16 protein-coding genes are annotated in these 18,009 nt (G+C 66.0%); 7 read left to right on the forward strand and 9 right to left on the reverse strand.

Annotated features, from left to right (window positions below):
* Positions 1–85: 85 nt before the first annotated feature.
* The 3 genes from ACCQ10_RS13950 to gpmA form a co-directional block, all read right to left on the reverse strand.
* Entirely contained in the window at positions 86–2,188 is a 2,103-nt protein-coding gene (locus ACCQ10_RS13950; protein ID WP_372361024.1) for a M13 family metallopeptidase, read from the reverse strand.
* A 286-nt stretch (positions 2,189–2,474) separates the two neighbouring features.
* Positions 2,475–2,792, reverse strand: coding sequence for a hypothetical protein (locus tag ACCQ10_RS13955; protein ID WP_372361025.1), 318 nt, complete (start codon positions 2,790–2,792; stop codon positions 2,475–2,477).
* Between the two features lie 148 nt (positions 2,793–2,940).
* On the reverse strand, positions 2,941–3,690 hold the full coding sequence (gpmA, locus tag ACCQ10_RS13960) for a 2,3-diphosphoglycerate-dependent phosphoglycerate mutase (RefSeq protein WP_372361026.1): 750 nt from the start codon (positions 3,688–3,690) through the stop codon (positions 2,941–2,943).
* Between the two features lie 103 nt (positions 3,691–3,793).
* Here gpmA and nfi point away from each other — a divergent pair, with 103 nt between their 5' ends.
* From nfi to ACCQ10_RS13975, 3 genes are all read left to right on the forward strand, one after another.
* Entirely contained in the window at positions 3,794–4,501 is a 708-nt protein-coding gene (nfi, locus tag ACCQ10_RS13965; protein ID WP_372361027.1) for a deoxyribonuclease V, read from the forward strand.
* Between the two features lie 145 nt (positions 4,502–4,646).
* Positions 4,647–5,537, forward strand: coding sequence for a pirin family protein (locus tag ACCQ10_RS13970; RefSeq protein ID WP_372361028.1), 891 nt, complete (start codon positions 4,647–4,649; stop codon positions 5,535–5,537).
* Positions 5,538–5,783: 246 nt separating this feature from the next.
* Complete coding sequence (locus tag ACCQ10_RS13975; protein ID WP_184555383.1) at positions 5,784–6,245, forward strand: hypothetical protein; 462 nt, start codon at positions 5,784–5,786, stop codon at positions 6,243–6,245.
* A gap of 287 nt (positions 6,246–6,532) precedes the next feature.
* Here the strand turns inward: ACCQ10_RS13975 and ACCQ10_RS13980 are convergent, their stop codons facing one another.
* Positions 6,533–6,967 (reverse strand): OsmC family protein, encoded by a 435-nt coding sequence (locus tag ACCQ10_RS13980; protein ID WP_184555385.1) that lies wholly within the window; start codon positions 6,965–6,967, stop codon positions 6,533–6,535.
* A gap of 33 nt (positions 6,968–7,000) precedes the next feature.
* The gene (locus tag ACCQ10_RS13985; protein ID WP_372361029.1) at positions 7,001–7,858 is read right to left on the reverse strand and encodes a pirin family protein; all 858 of its coding nucleotides are present in this window, start codon (positions 7,856–7,858) and stop codon (positions 7,001–7,003) included.
* Positions 7,859–8,087: 229 nt separating this feature from the next.
* Here ACCQ10_RS13985 and ACCQ10_RS13990 point away from each other — a divergent pair, with 229 nt between their 5' ends.
* Positions 8,088–10,160: a carbon starvation CstA family protein gene (locus tag ACCQ10_RS13990; RefSeq protein WP_104581724.1), complete on the forward strand. Its 2,073-nt coding sequence runs from the start codon at positions 8,088–8,090 to the stop codon at positions 10,158–10,160.
* Positions 10,160–10,384, forward strand: coding sequence for a YbdD/YjiX family protein (locus tag ACCQ10_RS13995; protein ID WP_005926176.1), 225 nt, complete (start codon positions 10,160–10,162; stop codon positions 10,382–10,384). The genes ACCQ10_RS13990 and ACCQ10_RS13995 overlap by 1 nt, the downstream gene beginning before the upstream one ends.
* Positions 10,385–11,906: 1,522 nt before the next feature.
* Here the strand turns inward: ACCQ10_RS13995 and ACCQ10_RS14000 are convergent.
* A complete protein-coding gene (locus ACCQ10_RS14000; protein ID WP_372361030.1) occupies positions 11,907–12,611 on the reverse strand; it encodes an HAD family hydrolase in 705 nt (234 codons plus the stop codon).
* Positions 12,612–12,803: 192 nt separating this feature from the next.
* On the opposite strand from ACCQ10_RS14000, the gene ACCQ10_RS14005 reads away from it, so the two are divergent.
* Both ACCQ10_RS14005 and ACCQ10_RS14010 read left to right on the forward strand, forming a co-directional pair.
* The gene (locus tag ACCQ10_RS14005; RefSeq protein WP_199680038.1) at positions 12,804–13,613 is read left to right on the forward strand and encodes an ankyrin repeat domain-containing protein; all 810 of its coding nucleotides are present in this window, start codon (positions 12,804–12,806) and stop codon (positions 13,611–13,613) included.
* A gap of 36 nt (positions 13,614–13,649) precedes the next feature.
* The gene (locus ACCQ10_RS14010) at positions 13,650–14,846 is read left to right on the forward strand and encodes a Tle-like phospholipase domain-containing protein (protein ID WP_228314125.1); all 1,197 of its coding nucleotides are present in this window, start codon (positions 13,650–13,652) and stop codon (positions 14,844–14,846) included.
* A 135-nt stretch (positions 14,847–14,981) separates the two neighbouring features.
* On the opposite strand, the gene ACCQ10_RS14015 is transcribed toward ACCQ10_RS14010, so the two are convergent.
* The 3 genes from ACCQ10_RS14015 to ACCQ10_RS14025 form a co-directional block, all read right to left on the reverse strand.
* Positions 14,982–16,232 (reverse strand): DUF819 family protein, encoded by a 1,251-nt coding sequence (locus ACCQ10_RS14015; protein ID WP_047697497.1) that lies wholly within the window; start codon positions 16,230–16,232, stop codon positions 14,982–14,984.
* Between the two features lie 353 nt (positions 16,233–16,585).
* On the reverse strand, positions 16,586–16,801 hold the full coding sequence (locus ACCQ10_RS14020; protein ID WP_039414022.1) for a hypothetical protein: 216 nt from the start codon (positions 16,799–16,801) through the stop codon (positions 16,586–16,588).
* 533 nt (positions 16,802–17,334) lie between these two features.
* Positions 17,335–17,943: a nucleotidyltransferase family protein gene (locus tag ACCQ10_RS14025; RefSeq protein ID WP_372361032.1), complete on the reverse strand. Its 609-nt coding sequence runs from the start codon at positions 17,941–17,943 to the stop codon at positions 17,335–17,337.
* Positions 17,944–18,009: the final 66 nt, after the last annotated feature.

Here is an 18,009-nt window from a genome sequence, read left to right on the forward strand (position 1 = left end):
CTGCACGCAGCCACGCGCAACTGCAGGGACCCCCACCATCACCGACTGCGCCCGCTGTCGCAGAACGCAGTCGTGCAGCGGCCGCCTACCAGATGGCGACACGCGCCTTGTCACCGCGCACCATCGCGTCGCCCGGCTTGCACTGGAACGCTTGCGCAAACACCGGCATGTTCGACGGCGCACCGTTGGCGCGGAAATTGGCTGGCGCGTGCGGATCGGTGTTCAGGCGCACACGCAATTCGCCATCGGTGAAGTTGCGACGCCACACGGTCGCCCAGTTCATGAAGAAACGCTGATCCTGCGAATAGCCTTCGATGTCCCTGTTGGCATCGGGCTGTTCCTTCAACGCCATTTGCAGGGCATCGTAGGCCACGGTCAGCCCGCCCAGGTCACCGATATTTTCACCCAGCGTCAGCTTGCCTTTGACGTGCACGCCGGGGATGGCTTCATAGCCGTCGAACTGTGCCACCAGTTGATCGGTGCGCTGGGTGAACAGCTTGCGGTCCGCATCCGTCCACCAACTGGCGAAGTTGCCCTTGGCATCGAACTGGCTGCCGGAGTCGTCGTAGCCGTGCATCATCTCGTGCCCGATCACCGCACCGATGCCGCCGTAATTGAGCGCCGGATCGGCCTTGGGATCGAAGAACGGCGGCTGCAGGATGGCAGCGGGAAACACGATCTCGTTGCGGGTGGCGTTGTAGTACGCATTCACCGTCTGCGGCGTCATGTGCCACTCGCGCTTGTCCACCGGCTTGCCGATCTTGTCGAGCATGTAGCGATAGTTGAACGCCTGCGCGGCCTGCATGTTGGCCAGGAAACCATCGCCGCGCGTCTGCAGCCCGGACCAGTCACGCCATTGATCCGGGTAACCGATCTTGGGCGTGAAGCTGGCCCACTTCTCCAGCGCGCGCTGCTTGGTCTCGGCGCTCATCCAGTCGAGCTTTTCCAGGCGCGCCTTCAACGCGGCCGACAGGTTCTGCACCAGTTGCTGCATCTGCTCCTTCGACTCGGCCGGAAATGCAGACTGCACGTAGAGCTGGCCCAGCGCCTCGCCCATGGCCTCGTTGACCGCGTTCAAGGTGCGCTTCCAGCGCGGCAGCATGTCCTGCTGACCGCGCAGCGTCCTGGAATAGAAATCGAAGTTGGCCTGCTCGAACGGCTTGGCCAGGTACGGCGCCGCCTCGTCCACGGCGTGGAAGCGCAGATACGCCTTCCAGGTGTCCACCGGGGTGTCGGCGAGCATCGCATCGAGCTCGGCAAAGTACCCAGGCTGGCTGAGCGAAAAGGTGCCGGCCGGCACCTTGAGCGCGCCGAAGAACGCCTGCCAGTCGAAGTGCGGCGTCACCACATTGGCGCCGGCCACATCGACCGGGTTGTAACGCTTGGCCGGGTCGCGCAGTTCGATCCGCGACAACGAGGCAGCGGCCAGCCGCGTCTCGAACGCCATGACCGCCTTGGCCTGGGTCGCCGCCTGCGCGGCCGGAATGCCGGACAGCTCCAGCACGCGTGCGATGTAGGCCACGTACTGTTCGCGGATCTTGGCTTGCGCCGGATCGGTGTAGTAGCCCTTCTCGGGCAGGCCCAGGCCGCCCTGCCCCGCATAGGCGATCATCTGCTCGGAATTCTTGTAGTCGGCATTGGCGCCGAACGAGAACATGAAGCCCTGGCCCTTGGCATAGCTGTCGCGCAGCCACGCGGCGATGGACGGCGCATCGGTCAGCGCATCGATCGCTTTCAACTGCGGCTGCAGCGGGGTGATGCCGGCGGTGTCGATGGCCGCCTCGTCCGACCCGGTGCGCCACAGGTCGGCGATCTTGGCGTCCACCGAACCAGCCGAAAGATTGCCGCGCGCCAGCTGCTCCACCAACGCGTGCTGGATGGTCAGCGAGCGCTCGGCCAGCACTTCGAAGCTACCCCAGCTGGTGCGATCGGACGGCACCGGGTTGGCCTTGAGCCACCTGGCGTTGACGAAGCCGTTGAGGTCCTGGCACGCGTTGATGGCCGGATCCAGATCGCCGCTGCCGAACGCCACGATCGGCGCGTCGAGCTTGGACACATCGACCTTGGTCGGTGCAGCCTGCGGGGTGGTGGGCGCCCCCTTGGCAGTGTCGTCGGAGGCGCCGCATGCAGACAACGCGACCACGATGGCCACCGCAAGCGACAGTGGCGCGAACTTGCTCAACTTCATTGAATTCTCCAAGGCATGACCGCGCATGCGCGGTCGAAAAAAGTCGGCAGCCCATCGGGAGCCGCCGGCGAATCGCAGCGCATCAGGCGGCGTGCGCTCCTTCGCCAGTCGCTCTGCAACCGGCCACACCAGATCACTGCAGCGGCACCACAACGCCCTAACGTCCGTTGCCGCGCTTTATAGAAACGTCATTGCAACGACAGGCCGCTGGCGCGTCTGCCACTGACGCCGCGACCGTCTGCTTCACCCAACCCTGCATCCCGGCGCAACGCGCCGTCGCAGGCAGTCACCGACGCGCGTAGAACGGTGCCATCACCACGTACACCGGATACGCCAACACCATCAGCACCAGGGCAACCTCATGCCCGGACGCCGCATCGGCCCACGCTTCCATCCGCCGTACCGGTCCGAACAGACCCATCGCCAGCAACACCGCACCGAGCACGCAGATCAGCAAGGCCAGTGCCAGCCCGGGGCCGGAGATGCTGGCGTCGGTCAACACCGCAACTGCACCGCTTCCACCGGCCAACAACGTCCCCACGGTCACCAGATACGCGCGACAGTACGTGGCCGTCATCTGCTGGGTTCTACGTTTGCCGGACATCATGTCTCGCCTGCACTGACGCGGCGCGTGCGCGATCCACGCCCACGCACCGCTTCCATTCACCACGGCGCGCAGCCTCGTGCGGCGGCGCGCTACACACGACAAGCGCTGCGCGCAACGCATGCAGGGCTTCAACCGCCGGCAGCGCTTACTTCGCCTTGCCCTGGTTGGCCACTGCTTCGGCCGCACGCTTGGCCGCTTCCGGGTCGCCCAGGTAACGGAAGCTGCGCACCTGCAGGTTGTCGTCCAGCTCGAACAGCAGCGGGATGCCGGTGGGGATGTTGAGCTCCAGGATCTGCTCGTTGGAGACGCCGTTGAGGTACTTGTACAACGCGCGCAACGAGTTGCCGTGCGCGGTCACCAGCACGGTCTGCCCGGCCTTCAACTGCGGCGCAATCGCGTCGTGCCAGTACGGCAGCACGCGCACCAGCGTGGTTGCCAGCGACTCGGTCCCCGGCAACGCATTGCGGTCGAGCGTGGCGTAACGACGGTCGTGACACGGGTGGCCCGGGTCGGCAACGTCCATCGCCGGCGGCGGGATGTCGTAGGAACGGCGCCAGATCTTGACCTGCTCCTCGCCATGCTTGGCCGCGGTTTCGGCCTTGTCCAGGCCTTGCAGGCCACCGTAGTGGCGCTCGTTGAGGCGCCAGCTCTTGGACACCGGCAGCCAGTCCTGGTCGAGCTCCTTCAACGCGCCCTGCAGCGTGTGGATGGCGCGCTTGAGGACCGAGGTGTGGGCAACATCGAACTGCAGCCCTTCGTCCTTCATCAGCTTGCCGGCCGCCGTCGCTTCCTGGCGGCCCTGCTCGGTGAGTTCCACATCCACCCAGCCGGTGAAACGGTTGTCCAGGTTCCATTGGCTCTGGCCATGGCGCAGCAGTACGAGTTTACGGGTCACTACGGTTCTCCGATTGGGGGCCGATCAGCCTGCGATTGTAGCGGCAGCGCGTGCATCGCAGGCGTGCACGAGATCGCCACGGCCCGCACGCGATGCTGTGGCCATGCACACCAACGACCCCGTCTTCGCCGGTTGGGACGGCAGCACGACCCAGGCGCGACAGTTGCAACAGCAACTGGCACAGCGCGTGGTGCTACAGGATGAGGTGAGCGCAACGCCGCAGCTGCTTGCAGGCTTCGACGTCGGGTTCGAAGACGACGGCCAGACGACGCGTGCGGCCGCGGTGTTGCTGGATGCGCATACGCTGCTGCCACTGGAAACGCATGTCGCACGCGTGCCCACCTCGATGCCGTACGTGCCCGGCCTGCTCAGTTTTCGCGAACTGCCGGCATTGCTGCAGGCCCTGGCGCTGCTGTCGCGCACGCCGCACCTGGTCTTCATCGACGGCCAGGGCATTGCGCATCCACGCAAGCTCGGCATCGCGGCGCACTTCGGCGTGGTGACCGGCCTGCCCTGCATCGGCGTGGCCAAGCAACGCCTGGCCGGCAGCTTCAGCGAACCCGGCCCCGCACGCGGCGATCACAGCCCGATCCTGCTTGCCGGTGCACAGATCGGCTGGGCGCTGCGCAGCAAGCCGCGCTGCAACCCCTTGATCGTTTCGCCCGGCCATCGCGTTTCCATGCACGGCGCCCTCGACTGGACGATGCGCACCTTGCGCGCCTATCGCCTGCCCGAACCCACGCGCCTGGCCGACCGCATCGCCTCGCGTCGTGGCGAGGTCGAGCTGCCTGCACAGACGCGCCTGCTATAGGGCACGCCTGGTAGGTGATCACCACCTCGCGCGCGACGCTCGGCGACATCACCTGCATACGGAACATTCCATCTTGGCCGATGCGCTGCACAGCGCCTGATGTGCATGCGACGCTTTGGCTCCCAGTCAGTCACGAGCCACCGCCATGACCACTCTGATCGCCCCACGCGTACATGACATCGGCGGGCTGGAAGTGCGCCGCGCCGTGCCCACCTTGCAGGCGCGCAGCGTGGGCCCGTTCGTCTTCGTCGATCACATGGGCCCGGCCGTGCTGGAGCCGGAGCATGGCATCGATGTCCGCCCACACCCGCATATCGGCCTGGCCACGGTCACCTTCCTGTGGGCCGGCGAGATCGGGCACCGCGACACGCTGGGGTCTGATCAGGTGATCCGCCCCGGCGACGTCAACTGGATGACCGCCGGTCGCGGCATCGCCCATTCCGAACGCACGCCCGGCCCCGAGCGTGCACGCCAGCACGCACTGCACGGCATGCAGACCTGGATCGCACTACCGCGCTCGGCCGAAGAAACCGCGCCGGCCTTCCATCACCACGCCGCCGCCAGCCTGCCGCAGCAGCGCCGCGATGGCGTCTGGTTGCGCGTGATCGCCGGGCGCGCCTATGGCGAGGAATCGCCGGTGCAGGTGTTCAGCGGCACGCTCAATGTGGCGCTGGACCTGGCACCGGACGCGGAGATCGACCTGGATGCCGGCCACGCCGAGCGCGCCCTGTACATCCTGCAAGGCGAGGCGCAGCTGGATGGCGCCGATGTACCGGCGCGCCACCTGATCGTGCCCTCGCCCGGCGCCCGCGGCCGCCTGCGCGCCAGGACGCCGCTCAAGGCCATGCTGCTCGGCGGCGAGCCGCTGGATGGGCCGCGCCATCTGTGGTGGAACTTCGTGTCCAGCTCCAGTGAGCGCATCGAGCAGGCCAAGGACGACTGGCAGGCCGGTCGCTTCGGCACCATCCCGGGCGACGACCAGGACTTCATTCCGCTGCCGCAAACACCGGCGCCCAAACCGGTTAATTACCCTTGAAACCGTGCGCGGCGAGCGGCGCGCTTCGCCGCCCGTCACCAGGTCTCGCAATGGGAGTGCCCTGCCGCACAGGCCATGCCACACCGAAATGCGACATGGCTTGAGCCAGCTCGCAAAACTGTGGTAGTGATGCAGGCGTAGGCGCACGTCGAGTGGACGGCATGCCCAGGCGGGGAGCCTGAGGCGATGCAGCGGCACGGGGTCGACGTCGCTCCGTCTCATCATCCACTGCCCGGGGAACCTTGCATGAAGTCTGCATCCTGCCTAGTCGGCCTGAGCCTGCTGCTGGCCGCCGCGACCACCCACGCCCAGACCTCGCCGGTCTGCCCACCGCTGCCGCCCGCCTCCGGCCTGCAGTGGAACGAGCTGGCAGGTGCCGACTACCTGGTCTGCAAGGCAGTGACCGCCGATGGCCGGCAGGTCGTCGGGGTGATGCTCACCACCCGCGACCCGGCCATGACGCTGGCACGCGACCGCCGCGCCGAAAAGGGCCAGATCCAGCAGGAAGACTTCTACTGGTACAAGCTCGATCTGGGCGGCCGCGAGATGCCCGGCATGGAATCGCGCCGCGTCACCGTGGTGGAGCTGGGCAAGAAACGGTATGCGCAGCTGTGGATCGACGGCGCCAGCACCGAGGAACTGGCCTCGATGCAGTCGTTGGTGCAGTCGATGGATCTGCAGCCGGCCAGTCTTGCGTTGCAGCGCTGAGGCAGCGCGTCGCCGCATTGCTGGCTGTCGATACAGCAACCTTGCAGCGCGCCGGCTTGCCCGGCGCGCTGTAGGTCACATCAGGCGGCCTGCTGCAGCCGGCCTTGCCGCCACGAATCGCCCCACGTGCGCGCATCGTCGCGCCAGCGTCGTGCCGGCGCGAGCGAAAACCTACCCGCTGCAGCCCTGAGCCAAGGCGCCGCGACTGGCGATCGGCATCAGCGTCGCGATCGCGCGTTCCATGCCGATCGCGTCACCGCCTCCCCGGAGCGACTGGCAAGCGTTTGTCAGCCTGCCAGCGTCGTTGCTTGGTCACCCACGCCGGCCGCCTGCAGCTGGCTGTCGATGCGCACTTCGCCAGTCAGCAGGCGATGGATCGGGCACTTGTCGGCCACCTCCAGCAAGCGTGCGCGCTGGTCGTCATCCAGTGCACCGTCGAGCACGATCTCGCGGGTGATCGCCGTGCCGGCGGCACCGCGCTGGGTGTAATGCAGATGCACATGCACCGCCGTCAACGGCCACTGCTTGCGTGTGGCCACCATCGACAGCGTGATCGCCGTGCAGGCACCCAGGGCGCCGAGCACCTGCGATTCCGGATCTGGCCCGGCATCGGCGCCGCCGTTGGCCGGCTGGGTATCGCCGAGCCAGCGGTGCTGGCCGTCGTGGATGGTGACGGTATATGGCACCGCAGTGGTGCCGACGCTGACCGGGCGATCACTCATGTCCCTCTCCTGCGCTGGATGAGGTGGCCGGGCTCAGAACCGGCCTTCCTGGAAATCGACGAACGCCTGCATCAATTCCTGCTTGGTGTTCATCACGAACGGCCCGTGCCGGATCACCGGCTCGTTGAGCGGGCGGCCGGCCACCACGATCAGTTGCGCGCCCTGTGCCCCTGCGCGCAGCGTCAGCCGCTCGCCGCCGCCCAGCACCGCCAGTTCCTGCGCGGGCAAGGGGCGCGAGGCGTCGCCCTCGCCCACGACCGCCGCGCCCTCGAACGCATACGCAAACGCGTTGTGCCCGCTGGGCAGCAGGTAATCCCACTCCACGTTCGGCTCCAAGGCGATATCCAGATACACCGGGCTGGTCGCAGGCTGCACGATCGGGCCGACGACATCGCCCACCGCTCCGGCTATCACCTTGACCGTGACGCCGGGCGCCGGGTGCGCTACCGGAATGTGGTCCGGCGCGTATTCCTGGTACCTGGGGTCGGTCATTTTGTCGCGCGCCGGCAGGTTCACCCACAGCTGAAAGCCGCGCATGCGCCCGGATTCCTGTTCGGGCATTTCCGAATGGATCAGGCCGCGCCCGGCGGTCATCCACTGCACGCTGCCCGGGGTCAGCAGGCCTTCGTTGCCGTGGTTGTCCTTGTGCCGCATGCGCCCGTCGAGCATGTAGGTCACCGTCTCGAAGCCGCGATGCGGGTGGCTGGGGAAGCCGCCGATGTAGTCCTCGGCCTTTTCGGTACCGAACTCGTCCAGCATCAAAAACGGGTCCAGCTCCGGCAATTGCGGGGTGCCGATGACGCGGGTCAGCTTGACGCCGGCGCCGTCGGAGGTCGGTTGGCCGCGGATGGTGCGCAGCACATGCGCCGCTGTGGTGGTGGTAGTGCTCATGGCAGTGTCCCTGTGCAAGGTGTCGTGCGCCCATCATGGGTGCCCGGGATGCGGCGCCCAACCGCGGCCGTTGCAACCGACCGTTCCAAACGCCTGTCCCGCTGGCGCCGCCAGCGCCGCATGCAGGCAATCACTCTACGACCAAAGTTTTACCCCGCCGCTGACCCCCGCCATTGACCGCAGGCGGGCACGGGGGGACCCTTGAGTGAATCGTTCCTGAGGGATATGCATGAAAGGGTTCTCGAAGCTGGCCTGGGGCGCGCTGGCGCTGCTGGCCGCGTTCTGCCTGGGTACCGTGGCATTGCGGCGTGGCGAGCACATCAACGCGTTGTGGATCGTGGTGGCGGCGGTGTCGATCTATCTGATCGCCTACCGGTTCTACAGCCTGTTCATCGCCGACAAGGTGATGCAGCTGGACATCACCCGCGCCACGCCGGCGGTGGCCAACAACGACGGCCTGGATTACGTGCCCACCAACAAGCACGTGCTGTTCGGCCATCACTTCGCCGCCATCGCCGGGGCCGGGCCGTTGGTGGGCCCGGTGCTTGCCGCGCAGATGGGCTACCTGCCCGGGCTGCTGTGGCTGGTGGTGGGCGTGGTGTTTGCCGGTGCGGTGCAGGACTTCGTGGTGCTGTTCCTGTCCAGCCGCCGCAACGGGCGCTCGCTGGGCGATCTGGTGCGCGAAGAGATGGGCCAGGTGCCCGGCACCATCGCCTTGTTCGGCGCATTCCTGATCATGATCATTATCCTGGCGGTGCTGGCGATGGTGGTGGTCAAGGCATTGGCCGAGAGCCCCTGGGGCATGTTCACGGTGATCGCCACCATGCCCATCGCGCTGATGATGGGCGTGTACATGCGCTACATCCGCGTCGGCAAGATCGGCGAGATCTCGGTGGTGGGATTGATTCTGCTGCTGGGCGCGATCTGGCTGGGTGGCAAGGTCGCCGCCGACCCGACCTGGGGCCCTGCCTTCACCTTCACTGCCAAGCAGATCACCTGGATGCTGATCGGCTACGGCTTCGTCGCCTCGGTGCTGCCGGTGTGGCTGCTGCTGGCACCGCGCGACTACCTGTCCACCTTCCTCAAGATCGGCACCATCCTGGCCCTGGCCATCGGCATTCTTGTGGTGATGCCGGACCTCAAGATGCCGGCGCTGACCCAGTTCGCGTCCACTGGCGACGGCCCGGTGTGGAAGGGCGGCATCTTCCCGTTCCTGTTCATCACCATTGCCTGTGGTGCAGTGTCCGGCTTCCATGCCCTGATCGCCTCCGGCACCACGCCCAAGCTGCTCGCCAATGAAGGCCACATGCGCTACATCGGCTACGGCGGCATGTTGATGGAATCGTTCGTGGCCATCATGGCGCTGGTGGCCGCCTCGATCATCGAGCCCGGCATCTACTTCGCGATGAACAGCCCAGCCTCGCTGGTCGGCACCGACACGGTGGCGGTCGCGGCCAAGGTGTCCGAATGGGGCTTTGCGATCACTCCCGAAGTGCTGGAGGCCACCGCGCGCGATATCGGCGAGCACAGCATCCTGGCGCGTGCCGGCGGTGCACCCACGCTGGCCGTGGGCATCGCACAGATCCTGCATCAACTGCTGCCAGGCGAAGACACCATGGCGTTCTGGTACCACTTCGCCATCCTGTTCGAAGCCTTGTTCATCCTGACCGCAGTGGATGCCGGCACGCGCGCTGGGCGCTTCATGCTGCAGGACCTGCTGGGCAACTTCATCCCGGCGCTGAAAAAGACCGAATCGTGGACCGCCAACATCATCGCCACCGCCGGGTGCGTGGCACTGTGGGGCTATCTGCTCTACACCGGGGTGATCGATCCGTTCGGCGGCATCCAGACCTTGTGGCCGTTGTTCGGCATCTCCAACCAGATGCTGGCCGGTATCGCGCTGATGCTGGGCACGGTGGTGCTGTTCAAGATGAAGCGCGACCGCTATGCCTGGGTCACCATCGTGCCGGCGCTGTGGCTGCTGCTGTGCACGACCTACGCGGGGTTGATCAAGATCTTCGATAGCAACCCGGCACAGGGCTTCCTGGCGCAGGCGCACAAGTTCCAGGCCGCCATCGCCAGCAACACCATCACCGCACCGGCCAAAACGGTGCCGCAGATGCAGCAAATCGTCACCAACGCCTACGTCAACACCGGGCTGACGGTGCTGTTCCTGTTCGTGGTGGCTTCGATCCTTGTGTACGCAATCAAGACGATCATCGCCGCACGCCGCAATCCGCAGCGGAGCGACCGTGAAACGCCATACGTGGCCTTGCAGCCACACCAGATGGCGGATCTGTAATGGGCACCCAACTCGTTCTGGCCAGCCAATATCAGGTGCACCGCCGCATCTGGCGACGCCTGATCCAGACCGCGCGCTTGTGCTGCGGCATTCCCGACTACGACAACTACGTGCGCCACATGCTGGAAAAACATCCGGACAAGCCGGTAATGGACTACCCTGCCTTCTTCCGCGAGCGGCAGGATGCACGCTACGGCGGCAAGAGCGGGTTTCGCTGTTGCTGATGGGTGATCGATCGATTCGCGATCGGTTGACCGGTCAAACAAGACGTTGAAAAAGCAACAGGGCGCGATGCAAATCGCGCCCCGTTGCTTTGTTGGAGGCTGCGGCTTTGCTGCAGGGCACTTGCCCGCCCACCATCGAGGGACACACGGATTCACGGCGTGTCCTGCAAGCGGTGAGGGCACCGCGCCCTTGACGCTGTGACTTGGCTGCAGGGCCCTTGCCCGCCCACCATCGCAGGACACGCCGCAAGTACATCCATGTAGCTCCTTGGCGGCATCCATGCCGCCAAGGGTCCCGCGACGGTGGGCAGGCAAGGACCAGTCGAGATGGTCGGTGCGCATGGCTCTCAACCAGTCGCTTGGCAAACTGGCGACGCGGTGCCTTTGCTCTTCAACAAAACTACCAACCAACTGTCTGGCGTGGTGTCCTCGCCGATTGCGGGACCGTGTGGCGGCATGGATGCCGCCAACGAGCCCCCATGGACGGGTTGACGGCGTGTCCCGCGAGCGGTGAGGGCACCGCGCCCTCGACCAGATTTGAAGACAGCCAAGTGATCGCAATATGCACAGTGAAGGCGTCTCGACCTGATTGCTCAATACCGGCAGATCAGGAGGAGAGTGGATGGTCTGCGCCTTTGCTGCAGGGCCCTTGCCCGCCCACCATCGCAGGACACGCCGCAAGTACATCCATGTAGCTCCTTGACGGCATCCATGCCGCCAAGGGTCCCGCGACGGCGGGCGGGCAAGGACCAGTGGAGATGGTCGGTCTGCATGGATTTCAACAGCGACTAGCGAGCTGCGACGCGGTGTCTTTAGCTTTTCAACAAAACCACCGACCAACAGTCTAGCGTGGTGTCCTCGCCGATTGCGGGACCGTGTGGCGGCATGGATGCCGCCAACGAGCCCCCATGGACGGGTTGACGGCGTGTCCCGCGAGTGGTGAGGGCACCGCGCCCTCGACCAGATTTGAAGACAGCCAAGTGATCGCAATATGCACAGTGAAGGCGTCTCGACCTGATTGCTCGCTACGGACAAATCAGGCGCAAAGCGGATGATCTGTGCCTCTGCTGCAGGGCCCTTGCCCGCCCACCATCGCAGGACACGCCGCAAGTACATCCATGTAGCTCCTTGGCGGCATCCATGCCGCCAAGGGTCCCGCGACGGCGGGCGGGCAAGGACCAGTCGAGATGGTCGGTCTGCATGGATTTCAACAGCGACTCGCAAGCTGCGACGCGGTGTCTTTAGCTTTTCAACAAAACCACCGACCAACAGTCTGGCGTGGTGTCCTCGCCGATTGCGGGACCGTGTGGCGGCATGGATGCCGCCACCGAGACTACAGGGACGTACTTGCGGCGTGTCCCGCGAGCGGTGAGGGCGCCGCGCCCTCGACCAGACGTGAAGACAGCCAAGTGATCGCAATGCGCACAGTGCAGAAGTCTTGACCTGATTGCTCGATACTGGCAGGTCAGCTGCAGAGTGCAGCGTCGCGCGTTGCCTGCGCCCTACTCACCGAGCCTTTCACTCAACCAGCGCGCCGTTGCGCCAGCCGTGCGAACAACGCAGGCAAATGACGCATTTGGTCGAACACTTCAAGCACACCGAGGCGGCGCAGGGTGTCACCGTGGCCAGGCGGAATGTGGCTGGCACCGATAAACCCCAGTACCTGCATGCCTGCCGCCACGGCGGCCGTGGTACCGGTGGGGCTGTCTTCGATCACCAGGCAGCGCTCCGGCGCCACGCCTGCCGTGCGTGCTGCCAGCAGATAGACATCCGGTGCCGGCTTGGGCCGCTCCACCATGTCGGCACTGAACACGCGCCCCGCCGCACGCGCGGTCAGCCCGGCCCGTTCCACCGATGCGATCACGTTGTGGCGGCGGCTGTTGGACGCTACTGCCAACGGCAGCGGAATCTGTTCCAGCGCCTCGCGCACACCGGGTATGGGTTGCACCTCTGCCTGGATCAGTGCCTCGCTGCGCGCCTGGATCTGCGCCAGCAAGGTCTCCGGCAACTGCAGCGCAAAGCATTCTTCCACGCGCCGCAATACCTCGCGCGTGGTTTGCCCGAACGTGCTTTCCAGCAGATGTTCCAGCGGCTCGGCCGGCACGAATGCTGCCAGCGCCTCGCGCATCACCCGGTCGGCCAGTATCTCGCTGTCGACAAGAACCCCGTCGCAATCACTGATCAGTAGCTCGTAGACCATTGCACCCATCTGCTCGCAAAGCGCCATTATGCGGGCCGTGGCGTGACCGCCGGCTGTGGTGCCACGCACGTGCGTGTGACGGCAGCTATCGCACGACTGCGACAGAGGCAAACGGATGAGCAAGCAGGCTGGACCACCCATGCACGCCTTGGCCATGTCACGAAATCTTACCGCGCCCGATTTTGGCAGCTGGTAGGATCGGCCCCGCTGCAGCGGGACGTGCTGCGGCGCCACCAGGAATGCGATCAGGACAAGGAGATTTCGATGAAGACGCGATTCCCCACCCTGCTCGTTCTTGCGACCTCGTTCTTCGCGGTCTCATGCACCGCCTCACCCGGTGCCAAGGAGCAAACCACCATGTCAGCTACGCTGCAGGACCATACCGTCGCCTTCCGCGACCCAGCCCTGACCGACATCGCCAACGCCATCGCGCAGGGCGACGTCGCTCGTATCAAGGCACTCGCCCCCACCGTCGATCTGGCCGCACACGGCGATCAGCAGGTGACCCTGCTGGAATGGGCGATCTGGAACGAACAACCGCGCGCACTGCAGGCCCTGCTCGACGCAGGCGCGGACCCATCGCTGCCGGGCATGGACCAGGAAACGGTCGTGCACATGGCTGCCATGGCCAAGGACCCGGACTATCTGAAGATTCTGCTGCAGCACAAGGCACCGATTGATGTGGTCAGTGCACGTGCCGGCTGGACGCCGCTGTTCCGTGCGGTGCAGAGCAAGCGCGATGCGCAGATCGGCCTGCTGCTGGACGCCGGCGCCGACGTCCAGCGCGTCGACCATACCGGCAATAGCCTGCTGCACCTGGCTGCCCAGAGCGGCGCCGCCAGCCCGGCCGTGCTGCAGCTGCTCAAGGCCGGCGTGGACCCCACGCTGCGCAATGCACAGCAGAAAACCTTCCAGGCCTATTTTTTCACCACGCCGGATCGTTTGCTCAATGCCAGCGGCCAACAGGTCAGATCGGACGTGCGCGCGTGGTTGAGCGCCCACAACATTCCCGTGGAAAGCAGCCGCTAAGCGCGCTTTCCGTACGACGAACGCAAGGAGCCGCGCATGAGCCCGTCAGAATCCACATCTTCCACCGCTGCAACCACTCCCTTCGCAGAGTCGATGCGCGGTCAACAACCGCAGCCGCAAGACCGCCAGTTTCCGGAGCTGCTGCAAGATCTCTACAGCACCGCCAATCAGCGCCGCGAAGGCGGCGCCGAAACCATCGCCCCGCTGGCCAATGGCTGGTCGCGCATGGACGACAGCGCGCTGCAGCAGGCCGGTATCGACCCGGCGCTGCTGCACGATGCCAAGAGCGGCTTCGATGCCGCGTTCTATCGCAACGATCAAGGCCAGGTCGTGCTCGGCTTTTGCGGCACCGACGAAGGCAAGGACTGGAAGCACAACATCGGCCAGGGCCTGGGCTTTGACGATGCGCAATATGCGTCGGCGATCCAGCTGGGCAGCCAGGCCAGGCAGGCATTCGGCGACCAGGTGGTCATCGCGGGGCATTCGCTGGGCGGCGGACTGGCCGCGGCGTCGGCCATGGTCAACGACATTCCCGCAGTGACGTACAACGCCGCCGGCGTCAACGACCGCACGCTCGAACGCGCGGGCCTGGATGCATCGGCAGCCAAGGATTACGCCAGCAGCGAATTGATCCGCGGCTACCACGTCAAGAACGAAATCCTGACCCACCTGCAGGAAGACAGCATTCCGCTGAAGTGGACGATGCCCGACGCGGCCGGCCACCAGATCGAGTTGCCGGAACCGGACCCGCTATCGTTCGGCCAGCGTCTGGTGCCCGGCTTGATGCTCAAGCATCGCCTGGATCTGCACGGCATGGACTCGGTGATCAAGGCCCAGGACATGCAGGCGCCCGACCAGGCGCGGGCCGCACCACTGCAGCCCGGCAGTCAGCTGTTCAACGACGCGGTGGTGCAGCTGGATGGCCAACGCGACCGGCTGGGGCTGCGCGATGACACGGCGTTTATCAACACGGCCGCCAGTGTGGCTGCACGCGCAGGCAGCGACGGCCTGCAGCGCATCGACCATCTGGTGCCCAACCGCAATGGCGATAGCCTGATCGCGGTGCAGGGGCGCATGGACGACCCGACGCATTTGCGTAGCCATGTCCAGACCGCCTCGGCCGCACACGAACCCGCGCACGGCAATGTCAGTCAGCTGCAGCAGCAAAACCAGCAACACGCCCACCCGCCTGCGCAACAGCAGGAAGAACAGCGCCGCGTCATTCAGCAGTAATCGGCGCCCCGTCTCACCGCAGGCGGCACACTGCCGCCTGCGGTGCAGACAACGGCAGTGGCATGCAGAGAGATCTCCATGCCGCATGCGCTGACCCTGCCACGCTGGGCCGGCCGGACCATCGGCCGATCACCGCTACCCTGCCCCGGCCATCGCACGCAGCGTGATGCCGACCAGGTACGCCAGGTAAGTGCCGGTGGCGTAGCCCATCGTGCCCAGCAAGACGCCCACCGGCGCCAATGCGGGGTGGAAGGCGGCGGCCACCACCGGTGCCGAAGCCGGACCGCCGATGTTGGACTGCGAACCGATCGCAAAATAAAAGAACGGCACCCGCAGCCAGCGGCCCAGGCCCCACAGCAATGCGATGTGGACGGCGATCCAGATCAGGCCGAGCAGGAACAGCCAGGGGCGATCCAGTAGCGCCAGCAGATCCATCTGCATGCCGATGCAGGCGATCAGGAAATACAGCAGCAGCGAACCGATCTTGGACGCACCGGCGCCCTCCAGGTTGCGTGCGCGGGTAAAGCTCAACGACAACCCCACACTGGTGGCCAGAACCACCACCCAGACAAAGGGCGTGTCCAGACTGAACTGGCTGGCCCAGCTCAGGTGCGCCTTGCACCACGCTGCCAGCGGGTTGGCCAGCGCATGCGCCAGGCCGACCCCACCGAACGCCACCGCCACGATCACCATCAGGTCGGTCAGGCTGGGAATACGCGCATGCTCGGCCTGAAAGCGCGCCATGCGTTCCTGCAAGGCATCCAGCGCACGGGTGTCCGCCCCACTGCGCGCATCGATGGTCCGGGCGCGCCCGGCCAGGAAGATCAGCGCCGCCATCCAGACATACCCGACACCGACATCGACCACCGCAAACTGGCCGAAGGTGGTGGCGTCCACGTTGAACACTTCCCGCATCGCCAGCATGTTGGCGCCCCCGCCGATCCAGCTGCCGGCCAGCGCCGCCATGCCCGCCCAGGTATCGCCGGCCACGGTGGCCGGGTGCAGCCAGCCCATGACCCAGAACGCCACCACTGCGCCCAGCATGATGCTCAGCGAGGCGCCCAGATACATGGCGACCAGCTTGGGCCCCAGCCCCAGGATCGCGCGCAGGTCGATGCTCAAGGTGAGCAGGATCAACGCCGCCGGCAGCAACACGTCACGGGCGATGGGGTTGTAGAGCCGCGTCGTGGCGCCGTCGATCAGGCCTACGGTGTTATAGATGCCGGGTAGCAGATAGCACAGCAACAACGCCGGTACGACGGAATAAAACCGTCGCCACGGGCCCTGCTCGCGCGACGACGTCCAAAACACCGCGCCAAGCGTGGCGGCGATCAAGCCAAAGACGACGATATCGTTTTGAATCAGGGCAGAAGCAGGTGCAGTCACCGCGGGCAGGTATCCGGACAAGGGGCCGCCAATGCGGATCGAACCGGGAGCGGCCGATGACGACGAATCTAGCCGACCATGCCGGCCGCGCAAACCCCGTGGGTCAGGTCGGGCGCATGACCGCAGTGATCAGCCGTGCAATTCCGGCGGTCAACGCGGTGGGTGCCCCACGGCGGCCAATGGCAGCGCCCGGATCCGCAACGACGTTGATCAGCGCACCGGCGACGCCATCGCCGACGGCGGCCACCACCGGCTCTGGCGGCAATCGCGGTGGCGACCCACTGCAACTGCCGCAAGTGGCACCTGGCGAACAGGCCGGCAGCGACGAGCGCTGCAGACCTGCGGTTGGAACCTCAGCCGTAACGTCGCACCAGGCGCTCGCCGTCGGCCGTATTCAGCACCACGCCGCTCGGCTGGCCAGTGGTCAGGCAATGCAGTTTGGCCATCAGTTCTGCGTTTTCCAGCGCGCCCTGCTCGCGCAGGTAGCGCAGCGGCGACCACTGTGGGCGGGTGACCCACCAACCGCCCTGCTCGGGGTGAATGCGTACGACATAACGGGACTCGTCCATGTGGCCTCCGGCCGGTAGGTGCTGCGCTGGAACGGTGGTGCACTGCAGCGCATCAAGGCGCCCGGCACCGGCATCGGGGATGCCGTACGGCTGCAATCACGCCAACATGCCCTTACTCAAGGGGCCGCGGGAGAGTGGCCGAGGGCCCCGCGTTTGGCATAGGCAGCATGCAGGTTTGGGAATGACGGCACTGTCAGGCGGACACTGGCACCTGGGTAGGAAAATTCTCACGTGACACCGCTGACGCCCGCCGCTACATTCCGCCAAACGCAGTGAGGACATCGTCACAGCTGCCGCCACCAGGGCGCGGGCGATGCAGCATGAGTTGCAGGGGCGCTTGGACACATCCTTGGGGAAGGGGTTGGCATGTATCTGCTCAGAAAATTCCAGTTTCCGGTCAAGACCGCGATGGTGGTGGGCTATGTCCTGGTGATCAGGGAAGCGCTGGTGCTGTGGTCCTGAGGCGCCGACGCCCATCTGCCCCGTGCGTCCCAGGCTGACCGATTGCGCCAGGCGTTACCCGTCATCGCGTCTCACTCCCGGTCGACCCAGCCCCGTTGCTGTGCGGCGACCAGATCGGCCGGGGTGTCCACATCCAGCGCCAGCGCCGGGGCGCTGACGCAGCCAAGCGCTTGCACATCCAGACCGGCAAACAGGCCGCGCAAGCCGGTGTCGGCCTGAAGTGCCACATCGGCCCAGGCCGCGTGGGTCACTACCGCGGGAATGCCGCGCACGCCGGCGTAGCCACTGGTGGCGCAGCCCGAGGTCGCTCGGTCGGCCTCTTCCAGCAACGCGCGCAGGTGTGGTGCGTCCAGCGCCGGTTGATCGCACCCCAGAATCAGGCTGCGGCGCACGTCCGGGTCGCCCTGCACATGCTGCCGCAGCGCCGCCAGGCTGGAACCCATGCCGGCGGCCCACCCGGCGTGCACCAGCACGTCCACCTCCAGCCCCTGCAGCACGTCGGCGAGTGCTTCCGCATCCGCACCCAGCACCACCACGCAGCGGCGTGGCGCGGTCTGCAGCGCGATGCGTACGGCGCGGCGCAGCAACGGCTCGCCATCGCGCCGCAGCAACTGCTTGGAGCGTCCCAGCCGGCTGCCTGCCCCGGCCGCCAACACCAATGCGGCGTGATCGCCGCTCATGGGCTCACGCTCGGTGTTGCGCACGACCCGCTAGATGGACGTGCTTGCACCTGGGTGATCGACGCG

Origin of the sequence: Xanthomonas sp. NCPPB 1325, from assembly GCF_041477645.2 — a bacterium.
GTDB lineage: Bacteria > Pseudomonadota > Gammaproteobacteria > Xanthomonadales > Xanthomonadaceae > Xanthomonas > Xanthomonas cannabis.

Bases quoted from the DNA above. Each gene is read 5' to 3' on its own strand.
- ACCQ10_RS13950 (WP_372361024.1), bottom strand. From the start codon at position 2,188: ATGAAGTTGAGCAAGTTCGCGCCACTGTCGCTTGCGGTGGCCATCGTG.
- ACCQ10_RS13955 (WP_372361025.1), bottom strand. From the start codon at position 2,792: ATGTCCGGCAAACGTAGAACCCAGCAGATGACGGCCACGTACTGTCGC.
- nfi (WP_372361027.1), top strand. From the start codon at position 3,794: ATGCACACCAACGACCCCGTCTTCGCCGGTTGGGACGGCAGCACGACC.
- ACCQ10_RS13970 (WP_372361028.1), top strand. From the start codon at position 4,647: ATGACCACTCTGATCGCCCCACGCGTACATGACATCGGCGGGCTGGAA.
- ACCQ10_RS13975 (WP_184555383.1), top strand. From the start codon at position 5,784: ATGAAGTCTGCATCCTGCCTAGTCGGCCTGAGCCTGCTGCTGGCCGCC.
- ACCQ10_RS13980 (WP_184555385.1), bottom strand. From the start codon at position 6,967: ATGAGTGATCGCCCGGTCAGCGTCGGCACCACTGCGGTGCCATATACC.
- ACCQ10_RS13985 (WP_372361029.1), bottom strand. From the start codon at position 7,858: ATGAGCACTACCACCACCACAGCGGCGCATGTGCTGCGCACCATCCGC.
- ACCQ10_RS13990 (WP_104581724.1), top strand. From the start codon at position 8,088: ATGAAAGGGTTCTCGAAGCTGGCCTGGGGCGCGCTGGCGCTGCTGGCC.
- ACCQ10_RS13995 (WP_005926176.1), top strand. From the start codon at position 10,160: ATGGGCACCCAACTCGTTCTGGCCAGCCAATATCAGGTGCACCGCCGC.
- ACCQ10_RS14000 (WP_372361030.1), bottom strand. From the start codon at position 12,611: ATGGCGCTTTGCGAGCAGATGGGTGCAATGGTCTACGAGCTACTGATC.
- ACCQ10_RS14010 (WP_228314125.1), top strand. From the start codon at position 13,650: ATGAGCCCGTCAGAATCCACATCTTCCACCGCTGCAACCACTCCCTTC.
- ACCQ10_RS14020 (WP_039414022.1), bottom strand. From the start codon at position 16,801: ATGGACGAGTCCCGTTATGTCGTACGCATTCACCCCGAGCAGGGCGGT.
- ACCQ10_RS14025 (WP_372361032.1), bottom strand. From the start codon at position 17,943: ATGAGCGGCGATCACGCCGCATTGGTGTTGGCGGCCGGGGCAGGCAGC.